This window comes from Streptomyces albidochromogenes, assembly GCF_005981925.1.
GTDB lineage: Bacteria > Actinomycetota > Actinomycetes > Streptomycetales > Streptomycetaceae > Streptomyces > Streptomyces albidochromogenes.
This window is the reverse complement of record NZ_VBVX01000021.1, coordinates 1-17,268: the sequence shown is the minus strand read 5'-3', so window position 1 is coordinate 17,268 and position 17,268 is coordinate 1. Positions and strand designations below refer to the sequence as shown.

The following is a 17,268-nucleotide window of genomic DNA, read 5'->3' as shown; positions in this document are numbered from 1 at the left end:
TCAGGCTAACCGAGGGCCCGCCCCGCTCACTCCGCCCGGGCGGGGGGCCTGGCGATCACGCTGAAGGCGGTGCCGAAGGGATCGGTGATCTCCGCGTAGCGGCCGTACGGGGAGTCCGTGGGCGCGGCTGCGGCGCCGCCGGCCGCGACGGCGCGCTCCACCGACGCGTCGGTGTCGGCGACCTCGAAGGTGGTCTGCCACGCGGAGGCGGGAGCGGCGGGGTCCCCGAAGACGCCGCCGATCTCGTGGCCGTCGGGGCGGCGCAGGAAGGTGAAGTCGAACCCGGGCAGGTCCTCGTTGCCGTCGAGGGTGAAGCCGAAGAGCGCGGTGTAGAAGTCCCGCGCGGGGCCGGGCCGGGGCGTACTCAGGTCGTTGCGTACGAGCGAACCCGGCTCGTTCACGGTCCGGCAGCCCGGGTGCGTACGGCCCTCCCAGAGCCCGAACCGGGCGCCGACGGGGTCGGTGGCGAGGGCCACGCGCCGGTCGCCGAGGTCCACCGGGCCGTGCGTCAGGCTGCCGCCCGCGTCCACGACGCGCCGTGCCGCGGAATCGCAGTCCCGCGCGGCGAAGTACACGCGCCACAGGCCCGGGGCCGGGTCCGGCGCGCGGGAGGGCCGGAAACCCGCCACGGCCCGGCCCCGCAGCAGGCAGATGGTGTGACCGGCGGCGGCTCCCGCCCCGGTCGCGAAGGTCCAGCCGAACAGCGCGCCGTAGAAGTCCCGCGCGCGGGCGGGATCGGGTACGTCGAGGTCGATCCAGGTCGGGGTGGACTCGGGCTGGTCGCTGTCGACGTGGCTCATCCGCTGCTCCTGATCTCCGGGGCCGGTACGCCGAGACTAGGCCCCGAGTAGGACGGATCCCGTCCTAGGCGGCGGTGCGCCCGAAGGCCGGTGGCCCGGCGTCCGGGAGAAGGCGGCCTGGCGGGTCAGCCCGCCATGGCGGCGAGGAGGACGACGAGGTACCCGCCGTAGACCAGCAGGAGCACACCGGCCGCGGCCGCCACGAGGAGCACGGCCTTGATCACCTTCTCCGCCGCACGCGGCGGGCGGTCGGGCCACCCGGGGACGCGCGGATCACGCTGGTGCTCGCTCATGGAGCCATCGTCGCGAGCACGGGGGTGCGAGGTGATCCGTAGAGGTACTCAGGTGGCAGGTGTTCCGTGCTCGGGCGCCGCGTGCGACGAGCGCAGGGCCGGCTCAGCCCGGCTGCCCGCCGCCCGCCAGGGCCCGCAGCGCCCGTTCGAGCCGGGCCTGCCGGGCCTGCGGCGTGAGCGCCTGGAGCAGCGGGAGGATCACCAGGTAGCGCCCGGTACGGTCCAGCGCCTCGAACGCCTCGCGGGCCCCGGGGTCCGCGTCGAGCGCCGCCGCGAGATCGGGCGGCACGGCCGCCGTCCGCTGCGACTCGTACGCGGCCACCCACCGCCCGTCCTCCTGCGCCCTGCGCACCTCGGCCAGCCCGGGCTCGCGCATCCGGCCCGCCGCCATCAGCGTCGCGACCTTGTCCACGTTGACCCGCGACCACAGGCTCCGGGCCCGGCGGGGGACGTACTTCTGGAGGTAGTACCGGGCGTCGAGCGACCGCCGTTGGCCCGAGATCCAGCCGTAGCACAGCCCGATGTCGACCAGCTCGTCGTCGGTGACCGTCGCGATGCCCGACTTCTTCTTGGCCACCTTGACCCACACGCCCTCGTGGCGCGTGTGGTGCTCGGCGAGCCAGCTCTCGAACGCCCCGGCGTCCGGGAAGGCGATGATCTCCACTCCGTCGAGTACATGCTCATCCATGGGGCCGAGGCTAGCGCCCGCGCCGTACGTCGCACCCGTGTTCGCCAGGGTCCCGCCCTCGTGATCATTGCATAAAACTGCGGCCTTGCGTATAGTCATGCCATCGACGAGGAGGATTTCGATGGCGGTACGTGCAGCAGTGGCAGGAGCGAGCGGATACGCGGGCGGGGAACTGCTCCGTCTCCTGCTCGCCCACCCCGGCGTGGAGATCGGCGCCCTGACCGGCCATTCCAACGCCGGCCAGCGTCTGGGTTCCCTCCAGCCGCACCTGCTGCCGCTGGCCGGGCGGGTGCTGGAGCCGACCACCGCCGAGGTGCTCGCCGGGCACGACGTGGTGTTCCTCGCGCTGCCGCACGGCCAGTCGGCCGCCGTCGCGGAGCAGCTCGGCGACGACGTGCTGGTCGTCGACATGGGCGCCGACTTCCGGCTCCGGGACGCCGGCGACTGGGAGAAGTTCTACGGTTCGCCGCACGCCGGCACCTGGCCGTACGGGCTGCCCGAGCTGCCCGGCGCCCGCGCCGCGCTCGCGGGCACCAAGCGGGTCGCCGTCCCCGGCTGCTACCCGACGGCCGTCTCGCTCGCGCTGTTCCCGGCGTACGCCGCGCGGCTCGCACGGCCCGACGCGGTGATCGTCGCCGCGACCGGCACCTCCGGCGCGGGCAAGGCGCTCAAGCCGCATCTGCTCGGCAGCGAGGTGATGGGCTCCATGTCGCCGTACGGAGTCGGAGGCGGCCACCGCCACACCCCCGAGATGATCCAGAACCTCAGCGCCGCCGCGGGCGAGCCGGTCACCGTCTCCTTCACGCCGACGCTGGCCCCCATGTCCCGCGGCATCCTCGCCACGTGCAGCGCCAAGGCGCAGCCGGGCGTGACGGCGGCGGGTGTACGGGAGGCGTACGAGAAGGCGTACGCCGACGAGCCCTTCGTGCACCTCCTGCCGCCGGGGCAGTGGCCCGCGACCGCCTCCGTGTACGGCTCCAACGCCGTCCAGATCCAGGTCGCGTACGACGAGGCGGCGGGCCGCGTCATCGCGATCAGCGCCATCGACAACCTCGCCAAGGGCACGGCCGGCGGCGCGGTGCAGAGCATGAACATCGCTCTCGGACTTCCCGAGAGCACCGGACTCACGGCCACAGGAGTCGCACCGTGAGCGACCTCGCGGCCACCCGGCCGCAGGCCACGAAGAAAGCCGCGCCGACAGGCCGCGCGGACGACAGCGACAGCAGCAGCCGCAGCGGCGGCGGGGCGAACGAGGAGATGCAGTGAGCGTCACGGCAGCGAAAGGATTCACCGCGGCGGGCATCGCCGCGGGGATCAAGGACAGCGGCAACCCCGACCTGGCCCTCGTGGTCAACAACGGGCCCCGCCTGGCCGCCGCGGGCGTCTTCACCTCCAACCGCGTGAAGGCCGCCCCGGTCCTGTGGTCCGAGCAGGTCGTCAAGGGCGGCCGGATCTCCGCCGTCGTCGTCAACTCCGGCGGAGCCAACGCCTGTACGGGCCCGAAGGGCTTCCAGGACACCCACGCCACCGCCGAGAAGGCCGCGGAGGTACTGAGCAAGGAGGGCCAGGCCGGCCACAGCGCCGGTGAGATCGCCGTCGCCTCCACCGGCCTCATCGGCATCAACCTCCCCATGGACAAGCTCCTGCCGGGCATCGAGAAGGCCGCCGGGGAACTCTCCGCGCACGGCGGCGAGAAGGCCGCCATCGCCATCAAGACCACCGACACCGTGCACAAGACGGCCGTCGCGGGCGGCGCCGGCTGGACCGTCGGCGGCATGGCCAAGGGCGCGGGCATGCTCGCACCGGGCCTCGCCACCATGCTCGTCGTGCTCACCACCGACGCCGACGTCGAAGCGGACGTACTCGACAGGGCGCTGCGCGACGCCACCCGCCAGACCTTCGACCGCGTCGACTCCGACGGCTGCATGTCGACGAACGACACCGTGCTGCTGCTGGCCTCCGGAGCGTCCGGAGCGACCCCCGGTTACGACGACTTCGCCGCCGCCGTGCGCGCCGTCTGCGACGACCTGGCCCGCCAGCTCATCGGCGACGCCGAGGGCGCCAGCAAGGACATCCGCATCGAGGTGATCAACGCCGCGACCGAGGACGACGCCGTCGAGGTGGGCCGCTCGATCGCCCGCAACAACCTCCTCAAGTGCGCCATCCACGGCGAGGACCCCAACTGGGGCCGGGTCCTGTCGGCGATCGGCACCACGCAGGCCGCGTTCGACCCCGACCGGCTGAACGTCGCCATCAACGACGTCTGGGTCTGCAGGAACGGCAGCGTCGGCGACGACCGCGACCAGGTCGACATGCGCTACCGGGAGGTCAGGATCACGGCGGACCTGGCCGAGGGCGGGGAGTCGGCCGTCATCTGGGCCAACGACCTCACCGCCGACTACGTCCACGAGAACAGCGCGTACAGCTCATGAGCACTCGCAAGCACACGGCACTGCCCAAGGCGCAGATCCTCGTCGAGGCGCTGCCCTGGCTCACCCGCCACCACGGCCGGACCGTCGTCATCAAGTTCGGCGGCAACGCCATGGTCGACGAGGACCTGAAGGCCGCCTTCGCCCAGGACGTCGTCTTCCTGCGGCACGCCGGTCTCAAGCCGGTCGTCGTGCACGGCGGCGGCCCGCAGATCAGCGCGCAGCTCGACCGGCACGGCCTGGTCAGCGAGTTCAAGGCCGGCCTGCGGGTCACCACGCCCGAGGCCATGGACGTGGTGCGCATGGTCCTGGCCGGCCAGGTGCAGCGTGAACTGGTCGGGCTGCTCAACCAGCACGGGCCGCTCGCCGTCGGCATGACCGGCGAGGACGCGCACACCATCACCGCCACCCAGCACTACCCGAAGATCGACGGCGAGTCCGTCGACATCGGACGCGTCGGCGAGATCACCGCGATCGACACCGGCGCCATCCAGGCCCTGCTCGACGACGGCCGGATCCCGGTGGTCTCGTCCATCGCCCGCAGCGCGGACGACCACCACGTGTTCAACGTGAACGCCGACACCGCCGCCGCCGCGCTCGCCGCCGCGCTCGGCGCCGAGACGCTGATGGTCCTCACCGACGTCGAAGGTCTCTACGAGGACTGGCCGAACAGCGACGAGGTGATCAGCCGGCTCACCGCGCGGGAACTGGAGAAGCTGCTGCCCGAGCTCTCCAGCGGCATGGTCCCCAAGATGGAGGGGTGCCTGCACGCCGTACGCAACGGGGTCAACACCGCCCGCGTGATCGACGGCCGCGTGCAGCACTCGATCCTGCTGGAGATCTTCACCGACGAGGGCATCGGCACGATGGTCGTGCCCGACGAGCACGAGGGGGGAACGCGGTGACATCGCACCACGGGGCCGGGAACCAGGAGCTGTCGCAGCGCTGGAAGGCGGTCATGACGGACAACTACGGCACGCCCGCACTGTCCCTCGTACGCGGCAGCGGCGCGCGGGTGTGGGACGCCGACGGCAAGGAATACGCCGATTTCGTCGGCGGCATCGCGGTGAACGCCCTCGGGCACGCCCACCCCGCGATCGTCGAGGCCGTGTCCGGCCAGATCGCCGCACTCGGCCACGTCTCGAACCTGTTCATCGCCGAGCCGCCCGTGGCACTCGCCGAGCGGCTGATCCAGATCTCGGGCCGCCCCGGCCGGGTCTTCTTCTCCAACTCGGGCGCCGAGGCGAACGAAGCGGCCTTCAAGATCGGGCGCCTCACGGGCCGTACGCACATGGTCGCCACCCGGGGCGGCTTCCACGGCCGGACGATGGGCGCCCTCGCCCTCACCGGCCAGGAGGGCAAGCGGACCCCCTTCCTGCCGCTGCCGGGCGACGTCACGCACGTGCCGTTCGGGGACGCCGACGCCCTGCGCGCCGCCGTCACCACCGACACCGCGCTCGTGATCATCGAACCGATCCAGGGCGAACTGGGCGTCGTCGTCCCGCCCGACGACTACCTGCGGGCCGCCCGGGAGATCACCCGCGCCACCGGCACGCTGCTCGTCCTCGACGAGGTGCAGACCGGCATCGGACGTACGGGCCGCTGGTTCGCGTACCAGGGGCACGAGGCCGTCGAGCCGGACGTTGTCACGCTCGCCAAGGGCCTCGGCGGCGGTCTTCCCCTCGGCGCGACGCTCGCCTTCGGCCCCGCCGCGGACCTCCTCAAGCCCGGTCAGCACGGCACGACCTTCGGCGGGAACCCCGTCGCGTGCGCCGCCGGACTCGCCGTACTGGAGACCATCGCGGCCGACGGACTCCTCGACCACGTCAAGCGGATCGGGGAGAAGCTGCGCGACGGAATCGAGTCACTCGGGCACCCACTGGTCTCCCACGTCCGTGGCGCGGGTCTGCTCCTGGGTATCGTGCTCACCGAGTCCCTTGCTCCCCAGGTGCAGCAGGCGGCTCAGGACGCCGGACTCCTGGTGAACGCGCCCGCCCCCGATGTCGTACGGCTCATGCCGCCGTTCGTCGTCACAGACGCGGAGGTGGACACGTTCCTGCGGGCACTGCCCGGCGTTCTCGACACCGCACACGGGGACCGACGATCCGGAGAATGAAACCGATGACCGAGGCGCAGGCGCAGGACAACGAGCACGGCGGCCCTGCCGTACCGCAGACCCGCACCGCCAGGCACCGCCGGATCGTGGACATCCTGAACCGGGCCCCGGTGCGCTCGCAGAGCCAGCTCGCGAAGCTCCTCGCCGACGACGGGCTGAGCGTCACCCAGGCGACGCTCTCCCGCGACCTCGACGAGCTGGGGGCGGTGAAGATCCGCAACACGGGCGGGGAGCTGATCTACGCCGTACCCAGCGAGGGCGGCTTCCGCACCCCGCACGCGCCGCTCGGCGAGTCCGCCAAGGAGGAGCGGATGCGCCGCCTCTCCGGCGAACTCCTGATCTCCGCCGAGGCCTCGGCCAACCTCGTCGTCCTGCGCACGCCCCCGGGAGCCGCCCAGTTCCTGGCCTCGGCCATCGACCAGGCCGAGCTGAACGCCATCCTCGGCACCATCGCGGGCGACGACACGCTGCTCCTGATCAGCCGCGACCCGGCGGGCGGCCAGGCGCTGGCCGACCACCTCCTGCGCCTGGCCCAGAACGACCGCTAGCCCACCCGGTCCCCCCGCGCCGGCAACGGCAGCGGCAGCGCGGGCAGACCGTCCAGGCTCACGCCGACGTGGTCCTTCTTCTCGCAGTACGCCGCGAACTCCTCGTCCGTCTTGCGGCCGAAGTACTCGGCGTGCTGCGTGCGTTCCTCGCGGTACTCCATGAACGGCACGGCGAAGCCGCAGCTGTCGCTGACGCGCCGGGCGCGCACCACGACGATGGCGCGCGCGGCGGCCCCGTCGGCCCCCTCGAACCGCGTGATCAGCTCGGCCCACCGCGGATCGTCACGGAAGACGGCCTCACCGTCCCCGTGCACCCGCAGCACCTTGGGCGGCCCCGTGAAGGCGCACCACATCAGGGTGACCCGCCCGTTCTCCCGTATGTGCGCCACGGTTTCGGCGGTGCTGCCACCGAAGTCCAGGTACGCCAAGGTCATGTCGTCCAGCACGACGAGCGTCCCGGCCCTCCCCTTGGGCGACACGTTCACGTGCCCGTCGGCGGCCAACGGCGCGCTGGCGGTGAAGAAGACGGGCTGGTCCTCGATGAAAGCGCGGATCCTGCCGTCGATGCGTTCGTAGAGCTTTCCCATGCCACGGATTATCCTCGCCGAACTTCCGCGCCCCACCGCCCGCTTGAGCCCTGGCCGTGCCTCGTCCCGCCGGTGGTCAGGCCCTGGCCGCCAGCGGCCGGCTGTGCTCCCGTACCTGGTCCGGGGTCAGGTAGGAGGTGGCGCTCTCGAAGTCCTGGAGGGTGCCCGGCCTGCGGGACTGGAAGTCCGTGCGGACGAAGTCGTCGCCCGCGAGGGCGTTGAGCGTCCAGTTCGTCACGACGCGGGTCCTGGCGGTCAGCGTCGGCAGCGCCAGCAGGTGGTAGCCGCGCGCGACCGCCTGGGCGGGCAGGCCGTGCAGTTCGAGGCCGAGCGGCTTGGACACCGCGTCGACGCCGCCGAGGTCCACCACCAGGCCGAGGTCCTTGTGCACGTACGGCTTGAGCGGCGCGCCACGCAGGCGGGCCAGGATGTTCTCCGCGAGGGCCTTGCCCTGGCGCTGGGCGTGCTGCGCGGTCGGCGGGCACACGGCGTCGCCGCCCTTGGCCAGGTCCGGCACGGCGGCCGCGTCGCCCGCCGCGAACAGGCCGTCGAAGCCGGGGACGGTCAGCTGGGGGGTGGCGGCGAGCCGGCCGCGCACCGTCTCCGCCCCCAGCGTCGCCACCAGCGGGCTCGCGGAGACGCCGGCGGTCCAGATCAGCGTGTGCGAGGGCAGCGTGCGGCCGTCCGTCAGCTTCACCGTCGTCGCGTCGACCGAGGCGACCGAGGTGCCCAGCGAGAACTCGATGCCCCGGTAGCGCAGGGTGGCCATCGCCTTCTCGCCCAGCTTCTCGCCCAGTTCGGGCAGCAGGCGCGGCGCCACGTCGACCAGGTGCCACCTGATCTGCGCCCGGTCCAGCCGCGGATAGCGGCCGACGGCGGCGGAGGTGAGGCGCTGCAGGTAGGCGGCGGTCTCGGTACCGGCGTACCCGCCGCCGACCACCACGAACCGGAGCCGCGCGGCGCGCTCCGCCTCGTCCGTCGTGGCGGCGGCGATGTCGAGCTGCGCGATGACGTGGTCGCGCAGGTACGCCGCCTCGGCCAGCGACTTCATGCCCCGCCCGTGGTCGCGCAGACCGGGGATGTCGAAGGTGCGGGTGGTGCTCCCGGCCGCCAGGACGAGCTGGTCGTACGGCTCCGCCACCACCTCGCCGGTGACCTTGCGGACCACGCACACCTTGGCCTCGGGGTCGATCCCGATCGCGCCGCCCGGGCAGATCCGGGTACGGCGAAGCCTGCGGCGCAGCGACACCGCGACCGACTGCGGGGTCAGGACGCCGGCCGCCACGTGCGGCAGCAGCGGCAGGTAGAGCTGGTAGTCGGACGGCGAGACGAGTACCAGGTCGGCCTCCGCGGGGGACAGCCTGCGCTCCAGCCGCTGGAGGCACTCGACCCCCGCGAAACCCGCGCCCACCACGAGGATCTTCGGTCGCGTCATGGTCCTGGCTCCTTGTGGCTCGCTGCGGCTGCTCCTCCCACCTTCGGCGTACGGCCGGTCGGCCGCCCGTCGGCGCGGTGCATTCGAGCGGGTTCCGCGCCGTCCCGCGACCGCGTTGACGAAACATACGGTGGAGTGCATACTTATACCCATCACCGCATGCATCGTAAGGAGAAACCCGTGACCGAGCGCGTCGTACTCGCCTACTCGGGCGGCCTGGACACCTCCGTCGCCATCGGCTGGATCGCCGAGGAGACGGGCGCCGAGGTCATCGCCGTCGCCGTGGACGTCGGCCAGGGCGGCGAGGACCTGGACGTCATCCGCAAGCGCGCGCTCGCCTGCGGTGCCGTCGAAGCCGAGGTCGCGGACGCCAAGGACGAGTTCGCCGAGGAGTACTGCCTCCCCGCGATCAAGGCCAACGCCCTCTACATGGACCGCTACCCGCTGGTCTCCGCCCTCTCGCGGCCGACCATCGTCAAGCACCTCGTCGCCGCCGCCAACAAGCACGGCGCCTCGATCGTCGCCCACGGCTGCACCGGCAAGGGCAACGACCAGGTCCGCTTCGAGGCCGGCATCTCCGCGCTCGGCCCCGACCTGAAGTGCATCGCCCCCGTCCGCGACTACGCGATGACCCGGGACAAGGCGATCGCCTTCTGCGAGGAGAAGAACCTCCCGATCGCGACCACCAAGAAGTCCCCGTACTCCATCGACCAGAACGTCTTCGGGCGCGCCGTCGAGACGGGCTTCCTGGAGGACATCTGGAACGCCCCGATCGAGGACATCTACGAGTACACCTCGAACCCGGCTCTGCCGCGCGAGGCCGACGAGGTCGTCATCTCCTTCAAGGAGGGCGTCCCGGTCGCCATCGACGGCAAGCCCGTCACCGTCCTCCAGGCCATCCAGCAGCTCAACGAGCGCGCCGGAGCCCAGGGCATCGGCCGGATCGACATGGTCGAGGACCGGCTGGTGGGCATCAAGTCCCGTGAGGTGTACGAGGCCCCGGGCGCGATCGCGCTGATCACCGCCCACCAGGAGCTGGAGAACGTCACCGTCGAGCGCGAGCTGGCCCGCTACAAGCGGCAGGTCGAGCAGCGCTGGGGCGAGATGGTCTACGACGGTCTGTGGTTCTCCCCGCTCAAGCGCGCCCTCGACGGCTTCATCAACGAGGCCAACCAGCACGTCACCGGCGACATCCGGATGACCCTGCACGGCGGCCGCGCCGTCGTCACCGGCCGGAAGTCCGACGAGTCGCTGTACGACTTCAACCTGGCGACGTACGACTCGGGCGACACGTTCGACCAGTCCAAGGCGCAGGGCTTCATCGAGATCTTCGGCCTGTCGTCGAAGATCGCCGCGAAGCGTGACCTGGCGTAAGCACCACTCGTTCGACAGCCCGCCTCCCGACCCTCCAGGGGTGGGGAGGCGGTCGCACATCCCCACCCTTGAGGAGCAGTAGCTGTGAGCAGCAACAACGGTGACGTCCGGCTCTGGGGCGGCCGCTTCGCCGACGGACCGGCCGAGGCCCTGGCGAAGCTGTCCGCGTCCGTCCACTTCGACTGGCGGCTGGCGCCGTACGACATCGCCGGTTCGCGCGCCCACGCGCGCGTGCTCCACAAGGCGGGGCTGCTCACCGAGGACGAGCTGAAGCGCATGCTGGCCGGCCTCGACCGGCTGGAGGCCGACGTCGCGGACGGATCGTTCGTCGGCACCATCGCGGACGAGGACGTGCACACCGCCCTGGAGCGGGGCCTCCTGGAGCGCCTCGGCGCCGACCTCGGCGGCAAGCTGCGCGCCGGCCGCTCCCGCAACGACCAGGTCGCCACCCTCTTCCGGATGTACCTGCGCGACCACGCCCGCATCATCGGCGGCCTCCTCGCGGAACTCCAGGACGCGCTCGTCGGCCTCGCCGAGGCGCACCCGGACGTCGCCATGCCCGGCCGTACGCACCTCCAGCACGCCCAGCCGGTCCTCTTCGCCCACCACGTGCTGGCCCACGTCCAGTCGCTGTCGCGGGACGCGGAGCGGCTGCGGCAGTGGGACGAGCGGACGGCCGTCTCGCCGTACGGCTCGGGGGCCCTGGCGGGCTCGTCGCTCGGCCTGGACCCGGAGGCGGTCGCCGCCGACCTCGGCTTCGAGCACGGTTCGGCGGGCAACTCCATCGACGGGACGGCCTCGCGCGACTTCGTCGCCGAGTTCGCCTTCATCACCGCGATGATCGGCGTCAACCTGTCCCGGATCGCGGAGGAGATCATCATCTGGAACACGAAGGAGTTCTCCTTCGTGACCCTCCACGACGCCTTCTCCACCGGCTCCTCGATCATGCCGCAGAAGAAGAACCCGGACATCGCGGAGCTCGCGCGCGGCAAGTCGGGACGCCTCATCGGCAATCTGACCGGTCTGATGGCGACCCTGAAGGCGCTCCCGCTCGCGTACAACCGCGACCTCCAGGAGGACAAGGAGCCGGTCTTCGACTCCTGCGACACGCTCGAAGTCCTGCTGCCCGCCTTCACCGGGATGATGGCCACGCTCACCGTCCACCGCGAGCGCCTGGAGGAACTGGCGCCGGCCGGCTTCTCGCTCGCCACCGACATCGCGGAATGGCTGGTCAAGCAGGGTGTGCCGTTCCGGGTCGCGCACGAGGTCGCCGGCGAGTGCGTCAAGGAGTGCGAGCAGCACGGCAGCGAGCTCGACCAGCTCACCGACGAGCAGTTCGCCAAGATCTCCGCGCACCTGACCCCCGAGGTGCGCACGGTCCTGAACGTCGCCGGGGCCCTCGCCTCGCGCGACGGCCGCGGCGGCACCGCGCCCTCGGCGGTCGCGGTCCAGCTGGCCGAGGTGAAGGCCGACCTGGCGAACCAGCACGCCTGGGCCGCCGCCAAGCACTGAACCGCGCGGTCCGGTTGAGTACGGTAGTGAGGGACCGTACTCGACCGTACCCGCGGGGAGGCCACGATGCCCTTTGCCCGGCTGTCGGCGGCGACCACTGCCACCGCCCACTTCGGACTCGGCCTCGCGGCCGTCGGCCGTCCGGCGTACATCACGCCCGGCCGGGACCGCGACCTGCCCGGCGGCCGCACCCCCGACGCCCTGCGCGAGCGCGCCCACGAACTGCTGGACGCCGCCTACGCCCAGGGCGTCCGCTACTTCGACGTCGCACGCTCCTACGGCCGCGCGGAGGAGTTCCTCGCCGAGTGGCTGACCGCCAGGCCCGACGTCCGGGACGTGGTGATCGGCAGCAAGTGGGGCTACACGTACACCGGCGACTGGCGCACCGACGCGGAGGTCCACGAGGTCAAGGACCACAGCGTCGAGGCCTTCGAGCGCCAGCGCGCGCAGACCGGCGCCCTGCTGGGCGAACGCCTCGACCTGTACCAGATCCACTCCGTGACACCCGACAGCCCGGCGCTCACCGACCCCGCCCTCCACGCCCTGCTGGCGGAGTACGCCGCCGGCGGGGTGACGGTCGGCATCTCCACGAGCGGGCCCGGCCAGGCGGACGCGGTGCGGGCGGCGCTCGCCGTGACGGTGGACGGCGAGCCGCTGTTCCGCACGGTCCAGGCGACGTACAACCTGCTGGAGCCCTCGGCAGCGGCCGCGCTGGCCGAGGCGCACGACGCGGGCCTCACCGTGATCGTCAAGGAGGCCCTGGCCAACGGCAGGCTGGCCGGGCCCGCCGCCCCGCCCGCCCTGCGCGCGGTGGCCGAGGAGACCGGCGCGACCTGCGACGCCGTCGCCATGGCGGCGGTCCTGCGGCTGCCGTGGGCCGGCGTGGTCCTGTCCGGGGCTGCGACCGCGGTCCAGCTGTCGGCGAACCTGCACGCGGCGGTGGTGGACCTCGACGAGGGGCAGCTGGCCCGTCTGGCCGAGCTGCCGGAGGAGCCGGCGGCGTACTGGAAGCACCGCTCGGAACTGCCCTGGAGCTGAGGCGTCTGCGGCGAGCCGCTGTGGCGAGACATGATTGTCTCATTCGGGTTATCGTTGTCTCATGACTGTCGATCGCGAGCAGGTGCTCCGCACCGCGGCCGCCCTCCTCTCCCGCAAGGCGACCGCGACCATGGACGAGGTCGCCAAGTCGGCCGGCATCGGCCGGGCGACCCTGCACCGCCACTTCGCCGGGCGCGACGCCCTGGTCAAGGCGCTCGAAGAGCTCGGCATCCGTGAGTTCGAGGCGGCGCTCGACGCCGCCCGGCTCGACGAGGGGCCCGCCGAGGACGGGCTGCGCCGCCTGGTCGCTGAGATCGAGCCCGCCGCCGGCCTGCTCGCCTTCCTCGTCACCGAGAACCAGCTCTTCGAGGGCGCCCACGTCAACGAGGGATGGGGCCGTCTGGACGCGCGCGTCTCCGCGCATTTCCGGCGCGGACAGCAGCAGGGCGAGTTCCGGATCGACCTCACCCCGGCCTGGCTCACCGAGGCCCTGTACGGGCTCATCGGCACCGGCGCGTGGGCCGTCCAGGACGGCCGGGTCGCCGCCAAGGACTTCCAGTACATGATCGTCGAGTTGCTGCTCGGCGGAGCTCGTCGGAACGTGGAGCAATGACGAGCAGCGGCCGGCACCAGATGGCGCGCAGCGCCGTCCACCACCCCGGCCGCTGGCTTGCCCTGGGCGTCCTGGTGCTGGCCGTGCTGCTGGTCGCCGTCGACGCGACCGTACTCGGCCTGGCGACGCCCTTCCTGAGCGAGGACCTCCAGCCCTCCGGCACCCAGCTGTTGTGGATCGGCGACGTCTACTCGTTCGTCATCGCCGGCCTGCTCGTCTCGATGGGCAGCCTCGGCGACCGGATCGGCCGCAAGAAACTGCTGCTCACCGGCGCGGTCGCGTTCGGCGCGGTCTCCGTGCTGAACGCGTACGCCTCCAGCCCCGAGATGATGATCCTCGCCCGCGCCCTGCTCGGTGTGGCCGGTGCGACGCTGATGCCGTCCACCCTCGCGCTCATCCGCAACATCTTCCACGACGCCGAGGAACGCAGCTTCGCCATCGGCATCTGGGGCGCCGCCGCCTCGGCCGGCGCGGCCGTGGGCCCGGTGGTGGGCGGCTTCCTGCTGGAGAACTTCTGGTGGGGCTCGGTCTTCCTCATCAACGTGCCCGTGATGCTGGTCCTGGTGCTCGTAGGGATCAAACTGCTGCCCGAATCGAAGGACCCGTCGCCGGGCCCGTGGGACCTGCTCAGCGTCGGACTCTCGCTCGTCGGCATGGTCTCCTTCGTGTACGCCGTGAAAGAGGCGGCGGCCCACGGCCTCGCCTGGGGGAACGGGCTCACGGGCCTGGCCGGACTGGCGGCGATCCTCTGGTTCGTACGGCGCCAGCTCACGCTTCCCTCGCCGCTGCTGGACATGCGGCTGTTCCACCACCGGGGCTTCTCCGGCGCGGTCCTCGCCGACCTGCTGACCATCCTCGGTCTGTCCGGCCTGGTCTTCTTCCTCTCGCAGTTCCTGCAACTCGTCCAGGAGCGCAGCCCCCTGGAGTCAGGCCTCATCGAACTGCCCGCGGCGGCCGGCGCCGTGGCGGCCGGTCTGGCGGCCGGCTACGTGGCGCGCAGGGTCTCGGTCCGCGCCGCGGTGACCGGCGGTCTGACGGCGCTCGGGCTCGGCCTGCTGACGTGCACCGTCGTCACGGCCGACACCGGTGTGCCGATGCTGGTCGCGGCGATGATCGTCGGCGGTCTCGGGGCGGGGCTCGCCTTCACGGTGACGGCCGACGTCATCCTCTCCAGCGTCCCCAAGGAGCAGGCGGGAGCCGCGTCGGCCGTCTCCGAGACGGCGTACGAACTGGGCGCGGCGCTCGGCATCGCGCTGCTCGGCTCCATCGTGACGGGCATCTACCGCGGCTTCACGGTGCCCCCGGGCACCCCCGCCGACGTGGCGGACGCCGCGCACGACTCCCTCGGCGGAGCCGTCGAGGCGGCGGAGCCTCTCCCGGCCGACCAGGCCGCCTCGCTCCTCTCGGCGGCGCAGAACGCGTTCACCGACGGCTTCCAGGCGGCGGCGTGGGTGGGCTCGGTGGTGCTGTTCGCCACGGCGGTCTCCGCGTGGTTCATGCTGCGGGGCCAGAAGCTGGCGAAGGGCATCGTCGACGACATCGTCTGAGACACGGGGCGGCCGGGCTCTTCGCGCACGGACGGGCGGCGTACGCGAAGGGGCCGGGGCACCCTGTCGGTGCCCCGGCCCCCGCGCCGGTACGGTGACGCCGCCTCAGGCGGCCTTCGCCTTCGTCGCGTACATGTCGACGTACTCCTGGCCCGACAGCCGCATGACTTCGGCCATCACCGAGTCCGTCACCGCGCGCAGCACGTACCGGTCGCGGTCCATGCCCTCGTAGCGCGAGAACTCCATGGGCTCACCGAAGCGCACGGTCACCTTGCCGGGGCGCGGCAGGCCGGCGCCGCCCGGCTGGAGCTTGTCCGTACCGATCATCGCGAACGGCACCACCGGCGCGCCGGTCATCAGCGTCAGGCGGGCGATGCCCGTGCGGCCCCGGTAGAGACGGCCGTCGGGGGAGCGGGTGCCCTCCGGGTAGATCGAGAAGATCTTGCCCTCCTCCAGCACCCGGCGGCCGGTCATCAGCGCCGCGACACCGCCCCGGCCGCCGTCCCGGTCCACCGGGATCATGCCGCAGCTGGTGAAGAACCAGGCCATCAGGCGGCCCTTGAGCCCCTTGCCGGTGACGTACTCGTCCTTGCCGATGTAGTACACCTGCCGGTCGCAGCAGATCGGCATGATCATCGAGTCGATGAACGTCAGATGGTTGCCCGCCAGGATGACCGGACCGGTCCCGGGAATGTTCTGGGCGCCCTCCACCTGTGGGCGGAACATCAGGCGCAGGATCGGTCCGAGCACTGCCTTGATGAGCGCGAGACGGGACAACGGTTCCTCCGGTGTCGGGGCCGGGTGGGGCTCGGCGGCCTGTTCTGTATGAAGTCTGTGCAGGTGAGGACGATACTCGTGGGCCGTCTGCCCGCGCACATCGGGTTCATCACTTCGATACGCGGTGTTGACGTGTGTTTCCACTGCGTTCCGTCCAGAGCCTCGTCCACGTAAGACGTAGACGCCTACGATCGGGCCCTTACTTCTTGGCAGGTGCGGGACATTCTCAGAGGAGCGTTCATGACACAGGGCGGACAGACGAACCCCGGGCGGCGCACGGTTCTCGGCGCGGCCGTGCTCGGGGCGGGCGGCGTCACCCTCGGGGTGCCGGGTCCGGCGAGCGCCGCTTCCTCCAAGGATGACGGTTCGTACCGCGATCTTCCCGTACCGACCGTCGTGGCGCACCGCGGCGCCAGCGGCTACCGCCCGGAACACACCCTCGGCTCGTACCAGCTCGCGCTCGACATGGGCGCGCACGTCATCGAGCAGGACCTCGTGCCGACCAAGGACGGCCACCTCGTGTGCCGGCACGAGAACGACATCACCGGCACCACGGACGTCGCGGAGCACCCCGAGTTCGCCTCCCGCAGGACGACCAAGTCCGTCGACGGCGTGTCGCTGACCGGCTGGTTCACCGAGGACTTCACCCTCGCGGAGCTCAAGACGCTGCGCGCCAAGGAGCGCATCCCCGGCACCCGGCAGGAGAACACCCTGTACGACGGCCGCTGGACCATCCCCTCCTTCGAGGAGGTGCTGCGCTGGGCCGAGCGGGAGGGCCGCGCCCGGGGTCGGCGGATCTGGCTCCACATCGAGACGAAGCACCCCACGTACTTCCGGGACCTCGGCCTCGGCCTCGAAGAGCCCCTGGCCCGGCTGCTGCGCACGTACGGACGCCACCGCAAGAACTCGCCGAACTTCATCCAGTCCTTCGAGCCCAGCAGCATGCGGCGCATGGCCGAGCTGGTCGCGGCGCCGCGCGTCGTCCTCCTGTCCGGCGCCGCCACCCGGCCGTGGGACTTCCAGGTGGCCGGCGACCCGCGCACCGTCGCCGACCTGGTGAAGCCCGAGGGCCTGAAGTGGATAGCCGGCTTCGCCCAGGGCCTCGGCCCCACCCTCGACCTCATCATCCCCAAGGACGCCACGGGGAAGCTGGGAACGCCGACGACGCTGGTCCGGGACGCGCACGCGCGGGGCCTGGTCCTGCACCCGTACACGATGCGCAACGAGAACAGCTTCCTGCCGGCCGACTTCCGGCGCGGCACCGACCCGGCGGCGTACGGAGACGCCTTCGGGGCCTTCAAGGTCTACTTCGAACAGGGCATCGACGGGATCTTCTCCGACAACCCGGACACGGCGCTGCTGGCGGCGGCGGACTTCACGCGCCGCCGCTGACGGCGGGAGCGCCGGGGCCGGCCGCCGCCGGCGGCCCCGGCGCCACGGACGGGTGACTGTCGCGCCGCACGGCAACCGCCGCGCGGCGGCGGCACGTCCCGCCTGGCATGACCCTCCCC

The 17,268-nt window shown here is 72.0% G+C and carries 17 protein-coding genes; 11 read left to right on the top strand and 6 right to left on the bottom strand.

Annotated elements, in window-relative coordinates:
* Positions 1-26: 26 nt before the first annotated feature.
* The 3 genes from E2E34_RS05005 to E2E34_RS05000 form a co-directional block, all read right to left on the bottom strand.
* Positions 27-800 (bottom strand): VOC family protein, encoded by a 774-nt coding sequence (locus E2E34_RS05005; protein ID WP_138900682.1) that lies wholly within the window; start codon positions 798-800, stop codon positions 27-29.
* 125 nt (positions 801-925) lie between these two features.
* Complete coding sequence (locus E2E34_RS35280; RefSeq protein ID WP_167518213.1) at positions 926-1,093, bottom strand: hypothetical protein; 168 nt, start codon at positions 1,091-1,093, stop codon at positions 926-928.
* Between the two features lie 103 nt (positions 1,094-1,196).
* Positions 1,197-1,781 carry a YdeI/OmpD-associated family protein gene (locus E2E34_RS05000; protein ID WP_138900681.1) on the bottom strand — a complete coding sequence of 195 codons (585 nt, stop codon included), beginning with the start codon at positions 1,779-1,781 and terminating at the stop codon, positions 1,197-1,199.
* A gap of 121 nt (positions 1,782-1,902) precedes the next feature.
* Between E2E34_RS05000 and argC the strand changes: the two genes are divergently transcribed.
* The 5 genes from argC (at position 1,903) to E2E34_RS04975 (ending at position 6,874) form a co-directional block, all read left to right on the top strand.
* Positions 1,903-2,931: an N-acetyl-gamma-glutamyl-phosphate reductase gene (gene argC / locus E2E34_RS04995; protein WP_138900680.1), complete on the top strand. Its 1,029-nt coding sequence runs from the start codon at positions 1,903-1,905 to the stop codon at positions 2,929-2,931.
* 112 nt (positions 2,932-3,043) lie between these two features.
* On the top strand, positions 3,044-4,213 hold the full coding sequence (gene argJ, locus E2E34_RS04990; RefSeq protein ID WP_138900679.1) for a bifunctional glutamate N-acetyltransferase/amino-acid acetyltransferase ArgJ: 1,170 nt from the start codon (positions 3,044-3,046) through the stop codon (positions 4,211-4,213).
* Complete coding sequence (argB, locus tag E2E34_RS04985; protein WP_138900678.1) at positions 4,210-5,115, top strand: acetylglutamate kinase; 906 nt, start codon at positions 4,210-4,212, stop codon at positions 5,113-5,115. The genes argJ and argB overlap by 4 nt, the downstream gene beginning before the upstream one ends.
* Positions 5,112-6,326: an acetylornithine transaminase gene (locus tag E2E34_RS04980; RefSeq protein WP_279637875.1), complete on the top strand. Its 1,215-nt coding sequence runs from the start codon at positions 5,112-5,114 to the stop codon at positions 6,324-6,326. The genes argB and E2E34_RS04980 overlap by 4 nt, the downstream gene beginning before the upstream one ends.
* A 5-nt stretch (positions 6,327-6,331) precedes the next feature.
* Positions 6,332-6,874 (top strand): arginine repressor, encoded by a 543-nt coding sequence (locus E2E34_RS04975; RefSeq protein WP_138895349.1) that lies wholly within the window; start codon positions 6,332-6,334, stop codon positions 6,872-6,874.
* Here E2E34_RS04975 and E2E34_RS04970 read toward each other — a convergent pair.
* Both E2E34_RS04970 and E2E34_RS04965 read right to left on the bottom strand, forming a co-directional pair.
* Entirely contained in the window at positions 6,871-7,461 is a 591-nt protein-coding gene (locus E2E34_RS04970; protein WP_138900677.1) for a pyridoxamine 5'-phosphate oxidase family protein, read from the bottom strand. The genes E2E34_RS04975 and E2E34_RS04970 overlap by 4 nt on opposite strands.
* Before the next feature lie 76 nt (positions 7,462-7,537).
* On the bottom strand, positions 7,538-8,896 hold the full coding sequence (locus tag E2E34_RS04965; RefSeq protein ID WP_138900676.1) for an NAD(P)/FAD-dependent oxidoreductase: 1,359 nt from the start codon (positions 8,894-8,896) through the stop codon (positions 7,538-7,540).
* A 180-nt stretch (positions 8,897-9,076) separates the two neighbouring features.
* Between E2E34_RS04965 and E2E34_RS04960 the strand changes: the two genes are divergently transcribed.
* The 5 genes from E2E34_RS04960 (at position 9,077) to E2E34_RS04940 (ending at position 14,980) form a co-directional block, all read left to right on the top strand.
* Positions 9,077-10,270, top strand: coding sequence for an argininosuccinate synthase (locus tag E2E34_RS04960; protein WP_028815400.1), 1,194 nt, complete (start codon positions 9,077-9,079; stop codon positions 10,268-10,270).
* Positions 10,271-10,354: 84 nt separating this feature from the next.
* Complete coding sequence (gene argH / locus E2E34_RS04955) at positions 10,355-11,782, top strand: argininosuccinate lyase (RefSeq protein WP_138900675.1); 1,428 nt, start codon at positions 10,355-10,357, stop codon at positions 11,780-11,782.
* A gap of 66 nt (positions 11,783-11,848) precedes the next feature.
* A complete protein-coding gene (locus tag E2E34_RS04950) occupies positions 11,849-12,820 on the top strand; it encodes an aldo/keto reductase (RefSeq protein ID WP_138900674.1) in 972 nt (323 codons plus the stop codon).
* 61 nt (positions 12,821-12,881) lie between these two features.
* Positions 12,882-13,433: a TetR/AcrR family transcriptional regulator gene (locus E2E34_RS04945; protein ID WP_138900673.1), complete on the top strand. Its 552-nt coding sequence runs from the start codon at positions 12,882-12,884 to the stop codon at positions 13,431-13,433.
* Positions 13,430-14,980, top strand: coding sequence for an MFS transporter (locus E2E34_RS04940; protein ID WP_138900672.1), 1,551 nt, complete (start codon positions 13,430-13,432; stop codon positions 14,978-14,980). Before E2E34_RS04945 ends, E2E34_RS04940 begins: the two co-directional genes overlap by 4 nt.
* Before the next feature lie 105 nt (positions 14,981-15,085).
* On the opposite strand, the gene E2E34_RS04935 is transcribed toward E2E34_RS04940, so the two are convergent.
* Positions 15,086-15,757, bottom strand: a complete 672-nt coding sequence (locus tag E2E34_RS04935) for a lysophospholipid acyltransferase family protein (RefSeq protein WP_069929641.1) — start codon at positions 15,755-15,757, stop codon at positions 15,086-15,088.
* A gap of 240 nt (positions 15,758-15,997) precedes the next feature.
* Here E2E34_RS04935 and E2E34_RS04930 point away from each other — a divergent pair, with 240 nt between their 5' ends.
* Positions 15,998-17,149 (top strand): glycerophosphodiester phosphodiesterase, encoded by a 1,152-nt coding sequence (locus E2E34_RS04930; protein WP_138900671.1) that lies wholly within the window; start codon positions 15,998-16,000, stop codon positions 17,147-17,149.
* The last annotated feature ends 119 nt before the right edge of the window (positions 17,150-17,268 follow it).